The organism is Micromonospora sp. USAFONa4, assembly GCF_057197825.1.
Genome location: NZ_CM170072.1, coordinates 3,418,029 through 3,435,029, shown reverse-complemented (window position 1 = coordinate 3,435,029; position 17,001 = coordinate 3,418,029). Strand labels below are relative to the sequence as shown.

Below are 17,001 nucleotides of genomic sequence, written 5' to 3'. Positions count from 1 at the left end.
CGCCGATCAGAGCCGCTCCGCCGGCAGCCCCGCCCGGCCCACCGAGCCCGGCCGTCCCGGTCCGGCGGACCACGGCCGTCCCTGGCCCGCCAACTTCGGTCGGCCCGGCTCCGCCGACGCCGACCGGCGCGCCCCGGCCGACCCCGGTCGCCCCGGCCCTGTCGAGCCCGGTCGCCCCGGCCCTGTCGAGCCCGGTCGCTCTGGTCCTGCCGACCCTGGCCGCCCCGGTCCTGCCCATTTCGGCCGCGAGGAGACCAGGGACTTCGGCCGCCTTGGGCCCGCCGAATCCGACCGGCGCGGGTCCGGCTTCGACCAGCACGGGTCCGGCTTCGACCAGCACGGGTCCGGCGATCTCGGCCGCCCAGTGCCTTCGCGCTACGACCGGCTCGCCGACCTCGACCACTCCCGGCCCGCCGATGCCGATCGTTCCCGGCCCGCCGACCTCGACCGCTCCCGGCCCGCCGACTTCGACCGGCGTGGAGGCGGCGACTTCGACCAACCCGGCCCTGCCGGCTTCGGTCGGCCGGGGCCCGCCGGAGCCGACCGCTCCCGGCCCGCCGACCTCGACCGCTCCCGGCCCGCCGACTTCGACCGGCGCGGTGGCGGCGACTTCGCCCGACCCGGCCCTGCCAGCTTCGGTCGCCCGGGGCCCGCCGACCGTCGGCCGGAGCCCGCCGACCTCCGCCATGCCAGCCCGACCGATTCCGGCCCGTCCGCCCGGCCCGGTGCCGGCGGGCCAGTGCCGTGGCCCGGTGCCGGCCCGGTCCGGCCGGCCGCCCCGCCGCACCCCGCGTCGCCGTCCGACGATCTCCGGCTGCCGACCTCCGCCGGGGCCTCCGGTCCCGGCGGCGAGCGCTCCGTCCGGCCGCCGGTCGATCGGGCCGCGGCCAGGGAAGGCCGGCCGGCCGGCGACGCGCCGACCGCCTTCATCCCGAAGGTGGGCGCGTCGGCCAACAGCCCGTCGACCCCGGTCTCCCCGGCCGGCCCCGGTCCCGACGTCGATCCCGGGGCCACCGCCCTGATCCCGACTGTCTCCGGGCGTACGCCGACCGCCCCGGCCGCGCTCGTCGAGTCGACCGCCCTGATGGGCGCGGTGCCGCGTCCTCCGAAGACGGACGAGCCGGAGGGCTCCGACACTCCCGCCGAGCAGCCACGGCCACGCCGGGGCGAACGGGTGGTCCAGCTCCGCCCGGAGCAGACCGGTGAGGGCTACAAGAGCGTCTACTCGGAGCTCACCCGGCCGTCGCTGGGCTCCCGGCTGCGTACCGGCATCCGGGTCAGCGGCGAACTGCTGATCACCTTCGGCCTGGTGGTGCTGCTCTTCGCCGGCTACGAGGTGTGGGGCAAGTCGGCGATCGTCGACGCCCACCAGAACGACCTCAGCCAGCAACTGGCGCAGGCCTGGGGCCCCGAGGGCGACCCGACTGTGGCGCCGTCGGCCAGCGCGTCCACCAAGCCGAAGCCGCCCGTGCAGGGCAAGCCCATCGCCGGGCTCTACATCCCCAAGCTCGACAAGAACTGGGTCGTCGTCGAGGGCGTCACCCAGAAGGACATCCGGTACGCGCCGGGCCACTACCCCTCCAGCGCCCTGCCGGGCCAGGTCGGCAACTTCTCCGTCGCCGGGCACCGCAACCGGGCCACCTTCTGGCGGCTCGACGAGCTGAACGACGGGGACGCCATCGTGGTGGAGGGCAAGACCGACTGGCACGTCTACAAGGTGACCCAGAGCCGGATCGTCAAGCCCACCCAGGTCGAGGTCGTGGCGCCCGTACCGGGCAAGCCCGGGCAGAAGCCGACCAGGTCGATGCTCACCCTGACCACCTGCAACCCGAAGTTCGACAACTACCAACGCCTGATCATCCACGCCGAGCTGGCGCGCAGCCAGCCGAAGTCGGCGGGGCGCCCGGCGGAACTGGGGGCCTGACGGTGTACGGCTGGATCTGGCGCAAGCTGCCCTTCGGGCTGCCCGGCAAGCTCGTCGGCAGCCTGCTGATCACCAGCGCGATGGTGGCCCTGCTCTGGTACGTGGTGTTCCCGTGGGCCGAGCCCCTGCTGCCCTTCGACGACGTGCAGGTCACCCAGGATGCCGGCGATCCCGGCGGCGACTCGGTGCCGGGCGGCGGGGAGAGCGACGACGCCCCGCCCGGCGACGAGCACGAGTTGCCGTACGACACCGACCAGAACAACACCCCGCCTGCCTCCCCGGACGAGTGAGCCCTTGATGCGTGTCCTGGTGATCGACAACTACGACTCGTTCGTCTTCAACATCGTGCAGTACCTGGGCCAGCTCGGCGTGGACTGCGACGTCCGGCGCAACGACGAGATCGAGGTCGCCGAGGTGGGCAAAGTCGGCGCGGCCGGCGTCCTGCTCTCGCCCGGCCCCGGCAGCCCCGACCGCGCCGGCATCTGCCTCGACGTCATCCGCGCGTACGCGGGCGAGCTGCCGATCTTCGGCGTCTGCCTGGGTCACCAGGCGATCGGTGAGGCCTTCGGCGCCACGGTGACCCGCGCCCCCGAGCTGCTGCACGGCAAGACCTCCGAGGTGCGCCACCACGGTGTCGGGGTGCTCGCCGGCCTGCCGGACCCGTTCACCGCCACCCGCTACCACTCGCTCGCCGTGCTGCCGGAGACGCTGCCCGAGGAGCTGGAGGTCACCGGCTGGACGGGTTCCGGCGTGGTGATGGCGATGCGCCACCGTACGCTGCCGATCGAGGGCGTCCAGTTCCACCCGGAGTCGGTGCTGACCGAGGGCGGTCACCTGATGCTGGCGAACTGGCTCGCCGCCTGCGGTCACCCGGAGGCGCTGGAGCGGGCCCCGGCGCTGGCCGCCGAGGTGGACGCGCGCCGCCGCGCCGCCTTCGCCACCGCCTGAGCATTCCGTCGCCGCTGCGGAGATCCACTCGCCCTGATGCCACCCACACAAAATGCCCAAGGCCGACTTGCCGGATCCTTGCGCCCGCTCACCTCACGGTCAGCTCTTGAGCGCGTCCTCGACGGCCGGGTCTGCGGGTGAGCTGACCGCGGGCGGCCTGCCCCGGACCGCGTCCCAGGCCGCCTTGCCGCTGGCGAAGTAGTCGCGGACGGCCTTGCCGACGAGCAGGACGGGTCCGCAGCCGGCACAGCGGGCGGTCACCCCGTCGACGTCGAGGCCGAGGTGCCGGCACAGCGTCACCGCGCGGGACAGGTGGTAGGACTGGGTCACGATCAGGGCCCGCTCGACGCCGTACACGTCGCGCGCCCGGGCGCAGGTGTCGTAGGTGTCCAGGCCGAACGGGTCGGCCACGACGCGACGAGGATCGACGCCGAGCCGCTCGGTCAGGTGGGAGGTCATCGCCGCCGGTTCGTCGCCGGACGTACCGCCCCCGTCGCCTGACACGAGGACCACCCGGGCCCGCCCGCTCTTCACGAGGGCGGCGGCGGTCTCCAGGCGGCCGGCGAGGCGGTCACCCGGCTGACGGCGGTCCGCCGCCACCGCCGTACCCAGGACGATCACGACGTCGGCGGCGGGCGCGTCGGCCTCGCCGTACAGGTGGCCACGGGCGGCGGTCGTCGTCCAGAGCCAGGGAATGCTGGCCAGGAGCAGCGCCGCCAGGCCCAGGACCGCCGCGCGGATCAGGCGCCGTCGCCACCGGCTCGAACGGTCCGCCGCACCGGTCGTCGGCCGCCCGTCGTCGACCGGCGGAGGGCGCTGCCCGGCGGCATCGGAAGGCCGCCGCGCGGCGGCGTCGACCTGCCCGGCGGCGTCGGAAGGCCGCTGCCCGGCGGCGTCGACCTGACCGGCAGCGTCCGCAGGGCGCTGACCGGCAGGGTCCCCCGCGCTCACGAGCGGGGTCAGCGCTCGGGCAGTCGGATCGGCGGGGTGGTCGGCAGCGGGAAGCCCCCGCCGCCGCCGTCACCGGGGGTGGTCGGCGTGGCGCTGGGCGTCGGGCTCGCCGAGTCGGTGGGCGTCGGCTCGGTTTGCGGCACGGTGACCACGATCGTCACGGTCTTGCCCCTGGCGAGGTTGCTCCCGGCCGGCGGGGTCTGCGAGGTGACCTGGCCGGCCTCCTCCGGCGGCACCTCGCGGCCCCGCTTGACGTCGACCCGGTAGCCCGCCTCGTCCAGCTCCTCCTCGGCGTCGTCCTTGCTGGAGCCGACCACGTTGGGCACCTTGCCGACGTTGCCCCTGGAGACGGTGAGCGTGACCGTGCTCTTCGCGGCGACCTGCTTGCCCTCATCGGGCGACACCGCGAGGACGATGCCCTCCTTCTCGGCGTCGTCCTTCTCCTTCTTGTCCACCTTGAAGCCGGCTTCCTCCAGCCGCTTCTTCGCGCCCTCGTAGGTGGAGCCGACGAGGTCCGTCGGGATGGCCTTCATCTCCACGCCGCCGCAGACCCGGACGACGACATCGCGGTTCGCTTCGAGGAGTGAGTTGGCGGGCGGGTCCTGGTTGACGACCTGGCCCTTCTGGCAGGTGCCGAAGACCTGGTCGCCCTCCTTGGGCACCAGGTTGGCCTGCTCGATCCGGGCGAACGCCTCCTGCTGGGTCAGGCCGGTCACCGTGGGGACCGTGGCCCGGTCGTCGCCGTCACGCTGGCTCAGCAGGGCGGCGGCGAGGGCGATCACCGCGAGGACGCCCACCGCCGCGAACGTCGCGATCAGCCAGGAGGACGCCTTGCGCCGGCGCGGGTCGCCGACCCGGGCCGGCATCTGCCGGGTCTGCGGGGCGCCGGGGGTGCCCGCGTAGCCGCCCGCGGCCGGGGCGAGCTGCGTCGTCTCCTCCTGCGGCAGCACGGGGGTCGCCATCACCGGGCGGCCGGCGGCCGCGCGGAGCAGGTCGGCCCGCATCTCGCCGGCGCTCTGGTAGCGGTTGAGGGGGTTCTTCGACAGCGCCTTGAGCACGATCGCGTCGACCGCAGGGTTGACGTCCGGGTTGATGTCGCTCGGGGTCGGGGGCGCCTCCCGCACGTGCTGGTAGGCCACACTGACCGGGCTGTCGCCGACGAACGGCGGATGCCCGCAGACCAGCTCGAAGAGCACGCAGCCGGCGGCGTAGACGTCGGAGCGGGCGTCGACCGCCTCGCCGCGCGCCTGCTCGGGCGAGAGGTACTGCGCCGTACCGATGACCGCACTGGTCTGGGTCATGGTGGTGGCGCCGCTGGCCAGCGCCCGCGCGATGCCGAAGTCCATCACCTTGACCTGGCCGGTCTGGGTGAGCATCACGTTGCCGGGCTTGATGTCGCGGTGGATGATGCCGTGCCGGTGGCTGAACTCCAGGGCCGCGCACATGTCGGCGCAGATCTCCAGCGCCCGGCGCGGCTGGAGCCGCCCCTCGACGCCGAGCACCTCCTTGAGGGTCCGCCCGTTGACGAACTCCATCACGATGAACGGCAGGGTCTCGCCGGTGGGCGCGGTCTCCTCGCCGGTGTCGTAGACGGCGACGATCGCCGGGTGGTTGAGGGACGCGGCGTTCTGCGCCTCCCGGCGGAACCGCATCTGGAAGGTGGCGTCCCGGGCGAGGTCGGTCCGGAGCATCTTGATCGCGACGTCCCGACCGAGCCGGAGATCGCGACCGCGGTGCACCTCGGCCATACCGCCGTAGCCGAGCAGCTCGCCGACCTGGTACCTGCCACCGAGCAGGCGGGCCTGCGCTGTCATCGCGTCTGTCGTCCTTCGCTCGTCGTCTCGTCGCTGCCCGACCGGGGCAGTTCCTGTCGACGGTACGACGTTCCGGTCGGATCGTCGCGTCCGTCGGGCCACAGCGCGCCGGACGTCACCGTCGGCGGAGTGACCGCGCTCGACTTCGTGCCTTCCCGCAGGTTGTAGGAAATCACGCCGGAGCAGACGAGGACCAGCACGGCCACGAGGATGGCGAGGAACACCATCCCGGACCGGGACCGCTGCCCGCCCGGCTGGTGCGCCGGCGGGACGGCGTGTCCCGCGTACGGCATCGGCCGGGCCTGCGGCACTGGCGCCGCGCCACGCGGGTAGCCCGTCGGCGCCATCTGCGGGTGCTGGACGGGCGCGGCGGGCGCGACCGAGGTGGGACGGTGCGGCGCGGCGGCCGGCCGGGTGTTCGCCACGGGCGGCCGGTGCGCCGCCATGGGCGGACGCGGCGGCTGCGCGGCGACGTTCGGCTGCCGGTGCGGCGGCGACACCGGCGGGCGCGGCGGCGGCACCTGGGCGCGGCCGGGCGGGCCGGCCGGTGACGCCGGGGCGGCGGAGACGGGCTGGCCCGCCGCCCGGGCCTGCTGGGAGAGCTGGGCCTTGAGCTGACGGGCCACCCCCGCCAGCGTGGCGGCGCTCGGCCAGCGGGCCGCCGGGTCCTTCGCCAGGGCCCGCTCGACCACCGCCCGGACCTGCGGCGGGATGTCGGCCGGCAGCGGACGGGGCGTCTCCCGCACGTGCCGCATGGCGATGTCGAGGGGGTTGTCGCCCTCGAAGGGGCGCCGGCCGGCGAGGCACTGGTAGGCCACCACGCCGAGCGCGTAGACGTCGGACGCGGGCGTGGCGACGCCGCCGGTGGCCTGCTCCGGGGAGATGTACGAGGCCGTGCCGAGCACCGAGCCGGCCGCCGTGAGCTGGGCCACCAGCTCCGAGCGGGCGATGCCGAAGTCGGTGAGCACCAGGGTGCCGTTGGGCCGGACCAGCAGGTTGCCGGGCTTCACGTCCCGGTGCACGATGCCCTTCACGTGCGCGGCGTGCAGCGCGTCGGCGGCCTGGGCGACGAGCGCCATCGTGCGGGCCGGGGTGAGCCGGCCGACCCGGGCCAGGGTCGCCGAGAGCGCGTCGCCCTCGACGTACTCCATGACCAGGAAGGCGATCTGCTGGTCGTTGCCGAAGTCGTAGACGTCGACCACGCCCGGGTGGTTGATCGTGGCCATGGTGCGGGCCTCGCCCCGGAAGCGCTCGGCGAAGTCGGGGTCGTCGAGCAGCGCGGGAAGCAGGCTCTTGACCGCGACCGTACGCCCGAGCACCTGGTCGGTGCCGCGCCAGACGTCGCCCATGCCACCGCTGGCGATCCGCTCGTCCAGGCGGTAACGGTTGCCGAGCTGCACCCCGGGGCTCAGCATGTCAGCGGCCCCCCGGGTCGGCGATGGCGGCGCGCATGATCTGCCCGGCGATCCGGGCCGCCTCGGCACTGCCGCCGTCGCCGCCGTTTTCCAGCAGGACGCAGACTGCGGAGACCGGCGTGCCTTTCTTGTCCAGGGCGAAGCCGATGAACCACGAGTGGGGAGCAATGCCGGGGCCGACGTCGGCGGTGCCGGTCTTGCCGCCGACCGTGTAGCCCCTGAGCTGCGCGTTCGTGCCGGAGCCGTTCTCGACCACGCTGACCATCATGTCCCGCAGGTCCTTGGCGACCTGACCGCTGACCGGCTGCCGCAACTCCCTGGGCTTCGCCGTGTAGTAGCTGGTGGTGCGGTCCGGGGCGAGCAACTGGCGGACCAGGTACGGCCGCATCTGGCTGCCGCCGTTGGCGACGGACGCGGCGATCAGGGCGCCCTGGAGCGGGGTCATCCGCACGTTGTTCTGGCCGATCGACGACTGCGCCAGCGCGGCCGGGTCGGTGCTGCCGTCCGGGTTCTGCATGTCCCCGGTCCGGCTCGCCGCCACCGGGTGGCCGGCCTCGTTGAGGTGGCCGACGGTGAGGTCCTCCTGCTCGAAGCCGAACTGCCGGGCCTTTTCCTTGATCTTGTCGGCGCCGAGCCGGACGCCCATCTGCGCGAAGCCCGTGTTGCACGACTCGGTCACCGCGTTGATCAGGGTGACCTCGTCCTCGGGGCAGATCGACGGGGCCGCGTTGCGGATCGGCGTGCCCGAGGTCGGCGGGGTCCAGCTCGCCCCGGCCGGGATCCTCGTCTGCTGGCCCACGCCGCTCTCCAGCGCCGCGGCGGCCACCACGATCTTGAAGGTGGAGCCCGGGGGGAGCACCTCGCCGAGGGCGCGGTTCTTCAGCGGGCCCGCCGGGTCCTGCTCCAGCTTGTTGTACGCGGCCGTGGCCTCGTTGGTGCTGTGGCTGACCAGCGGGTTGGGGTCGAAGCTAGGCATCGAGACCAGCGCCTGCACCGCCCCCGTACGCGGGTCGACGGCGATCGCCGCGCCCTTGGCGGCGTCGACCCGGTTGTTGCGCAACTGCTCGAACGCGGTGTTCTGGGCGCCCTTGGAGACCGTCAGCAGGACGTTGCCGCCGCCGGACTGGTCACCGGTGAACATGTCCTTGACCCGGTTGGCGATCAGCGCGTCGCTGGTGCCGGCCAGGAAGTCGTTCTCGAACTTCTCGATGCCGGTCTCGGCGAGGTTGACCGGCTTGTAGCCGAGGATGTGGGCGTACCGTGCCCCGCCGGGGTAGCTGCGCTGGAACTTCAGCTCGCCGTTGGTCTCCTTGCTGAGCGCGAAGGCGGTGCCGCCGGCCTCGATGTTGCCGCGCCGGCGCTCGTACTCGGCGACCTGGACCCGACCGTTGTAGTCGCTGGTGCGGTACTCGTCGGCCTTGTATGCCTGGATCCAGTTCAGGTTCGCGAAGAGCAGGCCGAAGAGAACCATGACGACGACGCCGACGCGGCGCAGGGGTGCGTTCACGGCCTGATCACCTCCGTGGGGGCACCGTGCAGCTGCTCCGGCGGGCCGCCGGACGGTCGGGCCGCCTTGCCGCCACCGCCGGCGACGGGGCGGCGGGCCCCGTCGGAGATCCGGAGCAGGGCCGCGATGAGCAGCCAGTTCGCCATCAGCGAGGAACCGCCGGCGGAGAGGAACGGGGTGGTCTGCCCGGTCAACGGGATGAGCTTGCTGATCCCGCCGACGATCACGAAGACCTGGAGCCCGAGGGTGAAGGCCAGGCCGCCGGCCAGCAGCTTGCCGAACGAGTCCCGGACCGCCAGCGCCGCGCGCAGCCCCCGCTCCACGATCAGCAGGTAGACCACGAGCAGGGCGGAGAGGCCGAAGAGGCCGATCTCCTCGCCGATGCCCGCGAAGATGAAGTCGTTCTGCACCTCGGGCAGCAGGCCGGGCTGGCCGCCACCGGGACCCGCGCCGAACAGGCCACCCGTGCCGAGTGCGAGCAGGCCCTGCACGAGCTGGTAGCCGTCGTTGTAGGGGTCGGCGAACGGGTCGAGCCAGATCTGCGCGCGCAGGTAGAAGTTGGCGAACGGCCCGCCGACCATGTCGCCGAGCACGTACGCCAGGTAGACGCCGCCGAAGAACAGCACCAGACCGATGAGCAGCCAACTGACCCGCTCGGTGGCGATGTAGAGCGTCACCACGAACATGCCGAAGTAGAGCAGCGAGGTGCCCAGGTCCTTCTCGAAGACGAGGACCAAGACGCTGACCAGCCAGACCGCGACCACCGGGCCGAGGTCCCGCCCGCGCGGGAAGTCGATGCCGAGGAACCGGCGGCTCGCCAGTGAAAGCACCTCGCGCTTGCGCACCAGGTAGTAGGCGAAGAAGACCAGCAGGGCCAGCTTGGCGAACTCACCGGGCTGGATCGAGAAGCCCCCGACCCGGATCCACAGCTTCGCGCCGTTGATCTCGGAGAACCGGCTGGGCAGCACCGCCGGGATCATCACCAGCACGATGCCGGCCAGCCCCAGCGTGTACGCGTAGCGCGACACCGAGCGGTGGTCCCGCATGAGCGCGAGCAGGCCGGCGGCGAGGATGACCGAGGCGAGCGTCCAGGCCAACTGCCTGCCGCCGGTGCCGGCGAAGATGGCCAGGTCCTCCCGCTCGGCGGGCGCCGCGCTGCCCAGGTCGAGCCGGCGCAGGAAGCCGACCCCGATCCCGTTGAGCAGGGCGACCGCCGGCAGCAGGGCCGGGTCGGCGAAGGGTGCCAGGAACCGGATCACCAGGTGCAGGCCGAGGAACACGGCGGTGAGCGCGGCGGCCGGCATCCAGAAGTCGGCCGTGACCGTGTCGAGCACCTTCGCCTCGACCATCGCCCCGTACGCGGCCACCAGCACCATGGCGACCAGCAGCAACGACAGCTCGGCGTTGCGCCGGGACCGGGCCAGGCGTACGCCGGGCTGCTCGCCCGTGGTGGCGGGCGAGGATGCCGGAATGGCCGCTGCGGTCACGGAACGTCCTCGGATCGAGCCGCGCCTACTCCGGCGACCGGCACGCGGCGGGGTCGAGCGCCGGCGAGTCGGTGTCGGAGGGCGGGGCGTCGGGCGTGGTGGTCGGCGCGGCCGGCGTGCTCGGCCGGCCGCTGACCGGTGCGCTCGCACTCGCGCTGACGGTCGGAGCGGGCGACACCGGGACGGAGGTCGGCGTCGGGACGGTGGTGACGGCCCCGGCGCTCGGACTCGGGCTCGGCGGGCAGATCGGCTTCAGGTTCGGGTTCATCGGGTCGTCGCTGGTCAGCTCGGCCAGTCGACGCTCGGCGTCGGGCTCGCTCTTGGCCGGGATGCCCTGCTTGACCTGCTCCTGGGCGGCCAGCGTCAGGTCCTCCAGGTCCGCCGGGCTCTTGGAGTGCACGGTCGACAGGTTCATCCCGGCGATCTCGCCCTGGATGCCCCGGAACACCGCGACCTGGCCGTTCTCGGTCGCGCCGACGTAGTACTGCCGCTGGGTGTAGCTCCAGCCGCCGAAGACCGCGCCGCCGACGAGGACCAGCAACGCCACCGAGATCGCGGCGGCCCGCACCGGCCGACGCCTCGGGCGCTCCGACTCGTCGTCGGCGCCTGCCGTCGGTTCCTCGGGAACGGGCGGGCGCGGCGCGGAGAGGGCGGACGCGCGGGCGGCCGGCGTGGACACGTCGGCGGAGGTCGCCATGCCCCGGTCCCGGGCGGCGGCGCCGCCGACGATCGGGCTCGCCTCGACGATGTCCTGGTCGGTGGCGTCGGCGATGATCACCGTGATGTTGTCCGGGCCGCCGCCGCGAAGGGCGAGCTGCACCAGCCGCTCCACGCACTGCTGCGGGTCGGTGTATTCGCGCATCGTCTCGCCGATGGTGTCGGCGCTGACCACACCCGAGAGGCCGTCGCTGCAGATCAGGTAGCGGTCGCCGGGAAGCACCTGACGGACGCTGTATTCCGGGTCGATGTCGCGGCCGTCGAGCGCCCGGGTGAGCAGCGAGCGCTGGGGGTGGCTGCTCGCCTCCTCGGCGCTGATCCGGCCCTCGTCGACGAGCATCTGGACGTACGTGTCGTCCTTGGTGATCTGCGCGAACTCACCGTTGCGCAGGAGATAGGCCCGCGAGTCACCGATGTGGACCATGCCCAGCTTGCTGCCGGAGAAGAGGGTCGCGGTGAGCGTGGTGCCCATCCCCTCCAGCTGGGGGTTGGCGTCCACGGTGTCGCGGAGCTGTTGGTTGGCGGTGCCCACGGCCGAACGCAGCGCGTCGACGAGGGCGTCACCGGGGACGTCCTCGTCGAGCGGCGCCATGGCACCGATGACGATGTTGCTGGCGACGTCACCGGCGGCCATGCCGCCCATGCCGTCGGCGACGGCGAGAAGCCGCGGCCCGGCGTAGACGGAATCCTGGTTACCGTCTCGGATCAGACCGCGGTCGCTGTGGGCCGCATAGCGCAGGGTCAGAGTCATGGCCGTAATTCGAGAGAAGTGCGGCCGATCCGGATCGGCACGCCGAGGGGGACGGGGGTTGGTCCGGTGACCTTAGCGCGATCCAGGTACGTGCCGTTAGTCGAGCCGAGGTCCTCGACGAACCACTGGCCGTCGCGCGGCACCAGACGGGCGTGCCGCGCCGAGGCGTAGTCGTCGGTGATGACGAGGGTGGAATCCTCCGCCCGGCCGATGGTGATCTGCGCTTCGCCGAGGGTGATCCGGGTCCCGGCAAGTTGACCGGCGGTTACCACGAGCTGGTGGGCCGCCCTGCCCCGCTTCCCCTTCGTCGGTTTCGCCGCCTGCCCGAGCGAGGCGCCGACGGCCCGGGGGGCGGCCACCAGCCGGCCCGACCGGGCGCCCGCGAACAGGTCCCGACGGATCACGCCGACCACCGTGAACACGAAGATCCACAGCAGGATGAGGAACCCGAACCGGGCGACGGTGATGACGAGCTCCGGCAAGGCGGGTCAGCCGTCCACGCGGAAGGTCAGCGTCGTGGTGCCGAGCTGGATCATGTCGCCGGGGTTGAGCGCCACGGCGGAGACCCGCTGGCCGTTGACCATGGTGCCGTTGGTCGACCCCAGGTCGGTCAGCACGACCTGACCACCGTCGAAGTCCAGCCGGGCGTGTCGCCGCGAGATCCCGACGTCGGGCAGGCGCAGGTTGGCCTGGTCGCCGCGGCCGATCACGGTCGAGCCCATCTGGAGGGGGTAGGTGCGCCCGTCGCCGGAGACCAGCCGCACGTTGCGGCCGCCGCCGTGGCCGGGCGGGGGACCGTAGCCGCCGCCCTGGTCGTAGGCCGGGTAGGCGGGCGGGCCCGCGTCGTAGCCGGGCGCCGAGACCGGGGCGACCTCGCCGCCGGTGTAGACCTCGGCGGTGACCCGGAACATCCCGGTGTCCAGCCCCTCGCCGCGTTCGATCTCGACGATCACGTCGCCATAGACCGTCCAGGCCTGCTCGCCGATGAACTCCGCCTGCGACTGGGCCAGCTCCTGGGCCAGCGCGGCGGCGTACGGCGCCAGACGACTGTGGTCGTAGGGCGAGAGATCGATCACGTAGCGGTTGGGCACCAACGTGCGCCCACCGGCCAGGATCGCCTTGTGCGCCTCGGCCTCCCGCTGCATGGCGTTGAGGATCTCCACGGGGTGGACCACCCCTTTGAAGACCTTGGCGAAGGCCCCCTCGACCAGGCCTTCCAGACGCTTCTCGAAGCGTTGCAGCACGCTCACCGGCTCCTCCTCGGGTCCCGAGGACATGATGGTATCCGGCCGGCGCGCGCGCAGCTCACACGCCGCTCGGCCGTCTGACGGCGGCCCGTTCGGGCGGGCCGATAATGCCGTGCTACTCTTTCGTCCGCCACGAACGGTAACCGCTCCTCGGACGGTAACCGATCGTCGCAACGACCACGGACCGGCTAGGATGTCCGGGGCCCGCTGGAGACAGCAGGTCCGGCACAGACTACAGTGTTCGAGGTCAAGCCACGGGGAAGTGGCGGAATGGCAGACGCGCACGGTTCAGGTCCGTGTGCCCGAAAGGGCGTGGGGGTTCAACTCCCCCCTTCCCCACCAATACGCGAGGGCTCCGCAGCGATGCGGGGCCCTCGCGCCGTATCGGGGCGTGCCGTACGTCACGCTATGCTCCGATGGTTTCTGCCTCCGATGGACCAGGAGTGGCGTGTGAGTGTCGCGTTCGTGACCGGGTCGGGCGGTCTGATCGGCTCCGAGGCGGTCCGGCACTTCGCCGGCCTCGGTCTCGAGGTCGTCGGCATCGACAACGACATGCGGCAGGAGTTCTTCGGCGCGGAGGCGTCCACCGCGTGGAACGTCCGCCGGCTGACCGACGAGCTGGGGTCCGCGTACTCGCACCACAGCATCGACATCCGCGACCGGGCCGCGCTGGCCAAGCTGTTCAAGCGGTACGGCACCGACGTCGCCGTGGTGATCCACACCGCCGCCCAGCCGTCGCACGACTGGGCGGTACGCGACCCGTTCACCGACTTCGACGTGAACGCCGCCGGCACGCTCAACGTCCTGCAGAACGTGCGCGAGCACTGCGTCGAGGCGCCGCTCATCCACTGCTCCACCAACAAGGTCTACGGGGACCGGCCGAACAGCCTGCCCCTGGTCGAGCTGGAGACCCGCTGGGAGATCGAGCCCGGGCACGCGTACGAGCAGGGCATCCGCGAGGACATGTCCATCGACGCCTGCCTGCACTCGATCTTCGGCGCCTCCAAGGTGGCGGCCGACGTCATGGTGCAGGAGTACGGCCGCTACTTCGACATGCGGACGGCCTGCTTCCGGGGCGGGACGCTGACCGGCCCGGCGCACTCCGCGACGGAGCTGCACGGCTTCCTCGGCTACGTGATGCGCGCCAACATGGAGCGTCGCACCTACAAGATCTTCGGCTACCAGGGCAAGCAGGTCCGCGACGCCATCCACAGCTCGGACGTGGTCAGCGCGTTCGAGGCGTTCTTCCGCAACCCGCGCTCGGCGGCGGTCTACAACCTCGGCGGCGGCCGGCACTCCAACACCTCCAACCGCGAGGCGTTCGCGCTCGCCGAGCAGATCACCGGCCAGGAGATGGTCACCGAGTACGTCGAGGCCAACCGGATCGGCGACCATAAGTGGTGGATCGGCTCGAACGAGGCATTCCAGGCCGACTACCCCGAGTGGAAGCAGGTCTACGACGTGCCCATGATCATGCGCGAGATCTACGAGGCCAACGTGGACAAGTGGGTGCCGGGCGCATGACCGGCAGGGGCAAGCGGAACGTCCTCGGGGTCCTGGTCGACGCCACCGACTACGCCGAGGCGACCGAGCAGGTGGTGGCGGCGGCGCAGGAGCGCCGACCGCTGGCGCTGACGGCGCTGGCCGTGCACGGCGTGATGACCGGGGTGCTCGACCCGGCGCACAACGCCCGGCTTAACTCCTTCGACGTGGTCACCCCCGACGGCCAGCCGGTGCGCTGGGCGCTCAACCTGCTGCACGGCGCGGGGCTGACCGACCGGGTCTACGGCCCGAACCTGACCCTGCACGTGCTCGCCCGGTTCGCCGACGAGGGGCTGCCGGTCTACCTCTACGGGTCGACCGAGGAGACCCTGGCCAGGCTGATCCCGGCGCTGGAGCGGATGTTCCCGGCACTGAAGATCGCCGGGGTGGAGCCGTCCAAGTTCCGGGCGGTGCAGCCGGGCGAGGACGTGGAGATCGCCGACCGGATCCGGTCCAGTGGGGCCCGGCTCGTGCTGGTCGGGCTGGGCTGCCCGCGCCAGGAGGTCTTCACGTACGCCATGCGGCCGCTGCTGGACATGCCGCTGATGGCGGTCGGGGCGGCCTTCGACTACCACGCCGGCCTGCTGCGCCAGCCCCCGCCGTGGATGCAGCGGGCGGGCCTGGAGTGGTTCTGGCGCCTCGGCCTGGAGCCCAAGCGGCTCTGGAAGCGCTACGTGATCCTCAACCCGGCCTACCTGACCCGACTCGCCGGCCAGAAGTCGGGGCTGTGGAAGGCGAAGCCGCCGGCCCCGGCCACGGAGCGCCCCGCCAGCTTCTCGGTGTGAGAACGCCGGTGGCCGTGGAAGCGAGATCCGATCCGGCTCCGCCTGTCCCTTCGCGCGGGCGTAGCTGAGCACGCACCACGAGGCAGGTGGTGGGCTTGAGCTTGAGGCCCACCACCTGCCCTTGTGCGGATGCGGGGTCAGTCCCGCGGCAGCTGCAACACCAGTCGGCGACGACGGAACAGCACGATCAGGACCGCCCCGAGCGCGAGCACCGCAGCACCCGCGCCCGCGAGGAGCCCGGCCGGTGCGCCGGTGACCGGCAGGCCGCCACCGGAACCGCCGCTGTCCGTGGTGATGACGATCCGGGCGGTGTTGTTCGGCGGATAGGACTCGTTGGACCCGACGACGACACTGCGGGCGTGGATCGTGCCGTCGGTGCCCGGCTCTGACTTGATCTTCAGTTGAACGGTTGCCGTGATCCTGCCGTAGCCGGAGGCGACAGCCGGGAACTCACTCTCGAAGTTGCAGCGCAGCTTCGCCGACTCCGGCAGCGACTCGTGTTCGGTGCCGTCGGTGTAGCACCACTCGGCCGGCAGCAGCACCGTCCCGGTCGGCGCGGTGATGACAACTGACGGGCCGCCACCATCGGACGGGCCGTTGTTGACGACCTCGTACGTGAGGTCGACGGTCTGCCCGACGGCGCCCTTGACGGCCGGGGCCGTGACCGCGAGGTCAAGGGTGTTTCCCTTGCTCCAGAACGCGAAGTCTGCGGTGTTGTCCGATTCGTCGAGTTCCCGTCGCGTGCCGACGTCGCCCTTCGCGGCCTTCGCCTGCTGCTTACGTACGGCCTCTGCGAACGACGGGCCGGTTCCTTCGGTACGGGCGGCCTTCTTCGCCCCTAGCGCCTCTTCGGCAAGGGCCACCTCGACGAGACCGTGGTGCTCCAGCGGCCCCGGCAGGTTTCGGCCGAAGGTGATGTTGAACAGCGACTTTCCTGTCGCGTAGTCGAACAGCAGCAGGTCGTGCCCGGGTTCCAGGGTCAGTGGAACGGCGCAGCTAACCTCGCCCGGCCCGTAGACGTAGGGCTGCCCGGTGTCCTTCGGATAGAAGTCTGTGTAGGTGCAGTCGCTGTACCGCTCGACGAACGTGGCACCGGTGGGGACGATGACCCTGAGCGTGAAGTTGCTCGCGGCCGTGTCGCCCTCGTTCGCGACGCGTCCGTGCAGCGGGACGACATCGCCGGGGCCGACCGGATTGTCCCTGCCGTTCAGATTCCGCGCGGCGGCGACCAGGTCGGGACCGGACGGGCTCACCGTGACCGGGAACGACGTGGTGTTGTCGCCCGGGGACATGTCGTCCTCCGCGCCGGCGATGGTGACGGTGACCGATCCCGCGTCGCCGGGGGAGGCACCTTGGCGGCTGGCCAGCGACAGCGGGCTCAGGTGCGTGACCTGGCCGGCCTGAAGAACCCCGATGGCACAAGTCACCTTGGCATCGGCGAGCTTGCAGGAGTCGGTCCAGTCCGGCACCGAGACGGTGACCGAGTCCGCGACCTTGCTCAGGGCCAGCGTCACGGTCACCGCGGTGGCGGTCGCACCGCCGTAGTTGTAGACGTACATGCCGACGTAGGTGCCGCTGTTGTCGATCTCGGCAACCGGGTCACGGTCGAACGAGACAGACAGGTCAGGCAGCGGATCTGCGGCATGGGCGGCGGTCGGGGCACCAATTGTCGCGACGGTTGCCAGTACGGCCGCACCTGCCGCGACGCGAGACCAGACCCCGGGCTTATGTGTCATTTTCTCTCCGGTCAATTGACATCGGTGCCGCACTCTAGCCTGCGATCCCGTGCGGAAACCTTGGCCGATCGTGCAGAGATCATGACGAGTGGGTATCGCGCGCCAGCGCGGTCCCCCGGCCGAACGTCGGCTGGGGCCCGCGAGCGTAAGGAAGGGCCCCTTCCTATCGCGTACGCG

14 protein-coding genes and 1 tRNA gene are annotated in these 17,001 nt (G+C 72.1%); 6 read left to right on the top strand and 9 right to left on the bottom strand.

Going from position 1 to position 17,001, the window contains the following annotated elements:
* Positions 1-364: 364 nt before the first annotated feature.
* From AC0OO9_RS15040 to AC0OO9_RS15030, 3 genes are read left to right on the top strand one after another with little or no spacing between them, the layout of a single operon-like run.
* Positions 365-1,924: a class E sortase gene (locus AC0OO9_RS15040; RefSeq protein WP_484517708.1), complete on the top strand. Its 1,560-nt coding sequence runs from the start codon at positions 365-367 to the stop codon at positions 1,922-1,924.
* Positions 1,925-1,926: 2 nt separating this feature from the next.
* The gene (locus tag AC0OO9_RS15035) at positions 1,927-2,214 is read left to right on the top strand and encodes a hypothetical protein (RefSeq protein WP_484517707.1); all 288 of its coding nucleotides are present in this window, start codon (positions 1,927-1,929) and stop codon (positions 2,212-2,214) included.
* Between the two features lie 7 nt (positions 2,215-2,221).
* Positions 2,222-2,872 (top strand): aminodeoxychorismate/anthranilate synthase component II, encoded by a 651-nt coding sequence (locus tag AC0OO9_RS15030; RefSeq protein ID WP_393169229.1) that lies wholly within the window; start codon positions 2,222-2,224, stop codon positions 2,870-2,872.
* A 99-nt stretch (positions 2,873-2,971) separates the two neighbouring features.
* On the opposite strand, the gene AC0OO9_RS15025 is transcribed toward AC0OO9_RS15030, so the two are convergent.
* Genes AC0OO9_RS15025 through AC0OO9_RS14990 form a run of 8 tightly spaced genes read right to left on the bottom strand, consistent with a single transcriptional unit; the run spans position 2,972 to position 12,791 of the window.
* Positions 2,972-3,823 carry a SanA/YdcF family protein gene (locus AC0OO9_RS15025; RefSeq protein WP_484517706.1) on the bottom strand — a complete coding sequence of 284 codons (852 nt, stop codon included), beginning with the start codon at positions 3,821-3,823 and terminating at the stop codon, positions 2,972-2,974.
* Positions 3,824-3,831: 8 nt separating this feature from the next.
* Positions 3,832-5,637: a Stk1 family PASTA domain-containing Ser/Thr kinase gene (gene pknB / locus AC0OO9_RS15020; protein WP_484517705.1), complete on the bottom strand. Its 1,806-nt coding sequence runs from the start codon at positions 5,635-5,637 to the stop codon at positions 3,832-3,834.
* Positions 5,634-7,052: a serine/threonine-protein kinase gene (locus tag AC0OO9_RS15015; RefSeq protein WP_484517704.1), complete on the bottom strand. Its 1,419-nt coding sequence runs from the start codon at positions 7,050-7,052 to the stop codon at positions 5,634-5,636. The genes pknB and AC0OO9_RS15015 overlap by 4 nt, the downstream gene beginning before the upstream one ends.
* A gap of 1 nt (position 7,053) precedes the next feature.
* Positions 7,054-8,559: a peptidoglycan D,D-transpeptidase FtsI family protein gene (locus tag AC0OO9_RS15010; protein WP_484517703.1), complete on the bottom strand. Its 1,506-nt coding sequence runs from the start codon at positions 8,557-8,559 to the stop codon at positions 7,054-7,056.
* Positions 8,556-10,046 carry an FtsW/RodA/SpoVE family cell cycle protein gene (locus AC0OO9_RS15005; protein ID WP_484517702.1) on the bottom strand — a complete coding sequence of 497 codons (1,491 nt, stop codon included), beginning with the start codon at positions 10,044-10,046 and terminating at the stop codon, positions 8,556-8,558. Before AC0OO9_RS15005 ends, AC0OO9_RS15010 begins: the two co-directional genes overlap by 4 nt.
* Before the next feature lie 25 nt (positions 10,047-10,071).
* A complete protein-coding gene (locus AC0OO9_RS15000; protein WP_484517701.1) occupies positions 10,072-11,514 on the bottom strand; it encodes a PP2C family protein-serine/threonine phosphatase in 1,443 nt (480 codons plus the stop codon).
* Entirely contained in the window at positions 11,511-11,996 is a 486-nt protein-coding gene (locus tag AC0OO9_RS14995) for an FHA domain-containing protein FhaB/FipA (protein ID WP_132235345.1), read from the bottom strand. The genes AC0OO9_RS15000 and AC0OO9_RS14995 overlap by 4 nt, the downstream gene beginning before the upstream one ends.
* Positions 11,997-12,002: 6 nt before the next feature.
* Positions 12,003-12,791 (bottom strand): FHA domain-containing protein, encoded by a 789-nt coding sequence (locus AC0OO9_RS14990; RefSeq protein ID WP_088996759.1) that lies wholly within the window; start codon positions 12,789-12,791, stop codon positions 12,003-12,005.
* A 226-nt stretch (positions 12,792-13,017) separates the two neighbouring features.
* Between AC0OO9_RS14990 and AC0OO9_RS14985 the strand changes: the two genes are divergently transcribed.
* The 3 genes from AC0OO9_RS14985 (at position 13,018) to AC0OO9_RS14975 (ending at position 15,088) form a co-directional block, all read left to right on the top strand.
* A tRNA-Leu gene (locus AC0OO9_RS14985) sits at positions 13,018-13,103 on the top strand.
* A gap of 66 nt (positions 13,104-13,169) precedes the next feature.
* Positions 13,170-14,285, top strand: coding sequence for an NAD-dependent epimerase/dehydratase family protein (locus tag AC0OO9_RS14980; protein ID WP_421456594.1), 1,116 nt, complete (start codon positions 13,170-13,172; stop codon positions 14,283-14,285).
* The gene (locus tag AC0OO9_RS14975) at positions 14,282-15,088 is read left to right on the top strand and encodes a WecB/TagA/CpsF family glycosyltransferase (RefSeq protein WP_484517700.1); all 807 of its coding nucleotides are present in this window, start codon (positions 14,282-14,284) and stop codon (positions 15,086-15,088) included. The genes AC0OO9_RS14980 and AC0OO9_RS14975 overlap by 4 nt, the downstream gene beginning before the upstream one ends.
* Before the next feature lie 137 nt (positions 15,089-15,225).
* On the opposite strand, the gene AC0OO9_RS14970 is transcribed toward AC0OO9_RS14975, so the two are convergent.
* Positions 15,226-16,824, bottom strand: coding sequence for a COG1361 family protein (locus tag AC0OO9_RS14970; protein ID WP_484517699.1), 1,599 nt, complete (start codon positions 16,822-16,824; stop codon positions 15,226-15,228).
* Positions 16,825-17,001: the final 177 nt, after the last annotated feature.

Bases quoted from the DNA above. Each gene is read 5' to 3' on its own strand.
- AC0OO9_RS14980 (WP_421456594.1), top strand. From the start codon at position 13,170: ATGCTCCGATGGTTTCTGCCTCCGATGGACCAGGAGTGGCGTGTGAGT.
- AC0OO9_RS14970 (WP_484517699.1), bottom strand. From the start codon at position 16,824: ATGACACATAAGCCCGGGGTCTGGTCTCGCGTCGCGGCAGGTGCGGCC.
- AC0OO9_RS15030 (WP_393169229.1), top strand. From the start codon at position 2,222: ATGCGTGTCCTGGTGATCGACAACTACGACTCGTTCGTCTTCAACATC.
- pknB (WP_484517705.1), bottom strand. From the start codon at position 5,637: ATGACAGCGCAGGCCCGCCTGCTCGGTGGCAGGTACCAGGTCGGCGAG.
- AC0OO9_RS15000 (WP_484517701.1), bottom strand. From the start codon at position 11,514: ATGACTCTGACCCTGCGCTATGCGGCCCACAGCGACCGCGGTCTGATC.
- AC0OO9_RS14975 (WP_484517700.1), top strand. From the start codon at position 14,282: ATGACCGGCAGGGGCAAGCGGAACGTCCTCGGGGTCCTGGTCGACGCC.
- AC0OO9_RS15015 (WP_484517704.1), bottom strand. From the start codon at position 7,052: ATGCTGAGCCCCGGGGTGCAGCTCGGCAACCGTTACCGCCTGGACGAG.
- AC0OO9_RS14990 (WP_088996759.1), bottom strand. From the start codon at position 12,791: ATGTCCTCGGGACCCGAGGAGGAGCCGGTGAGCGTGCTGCAACGCTTC.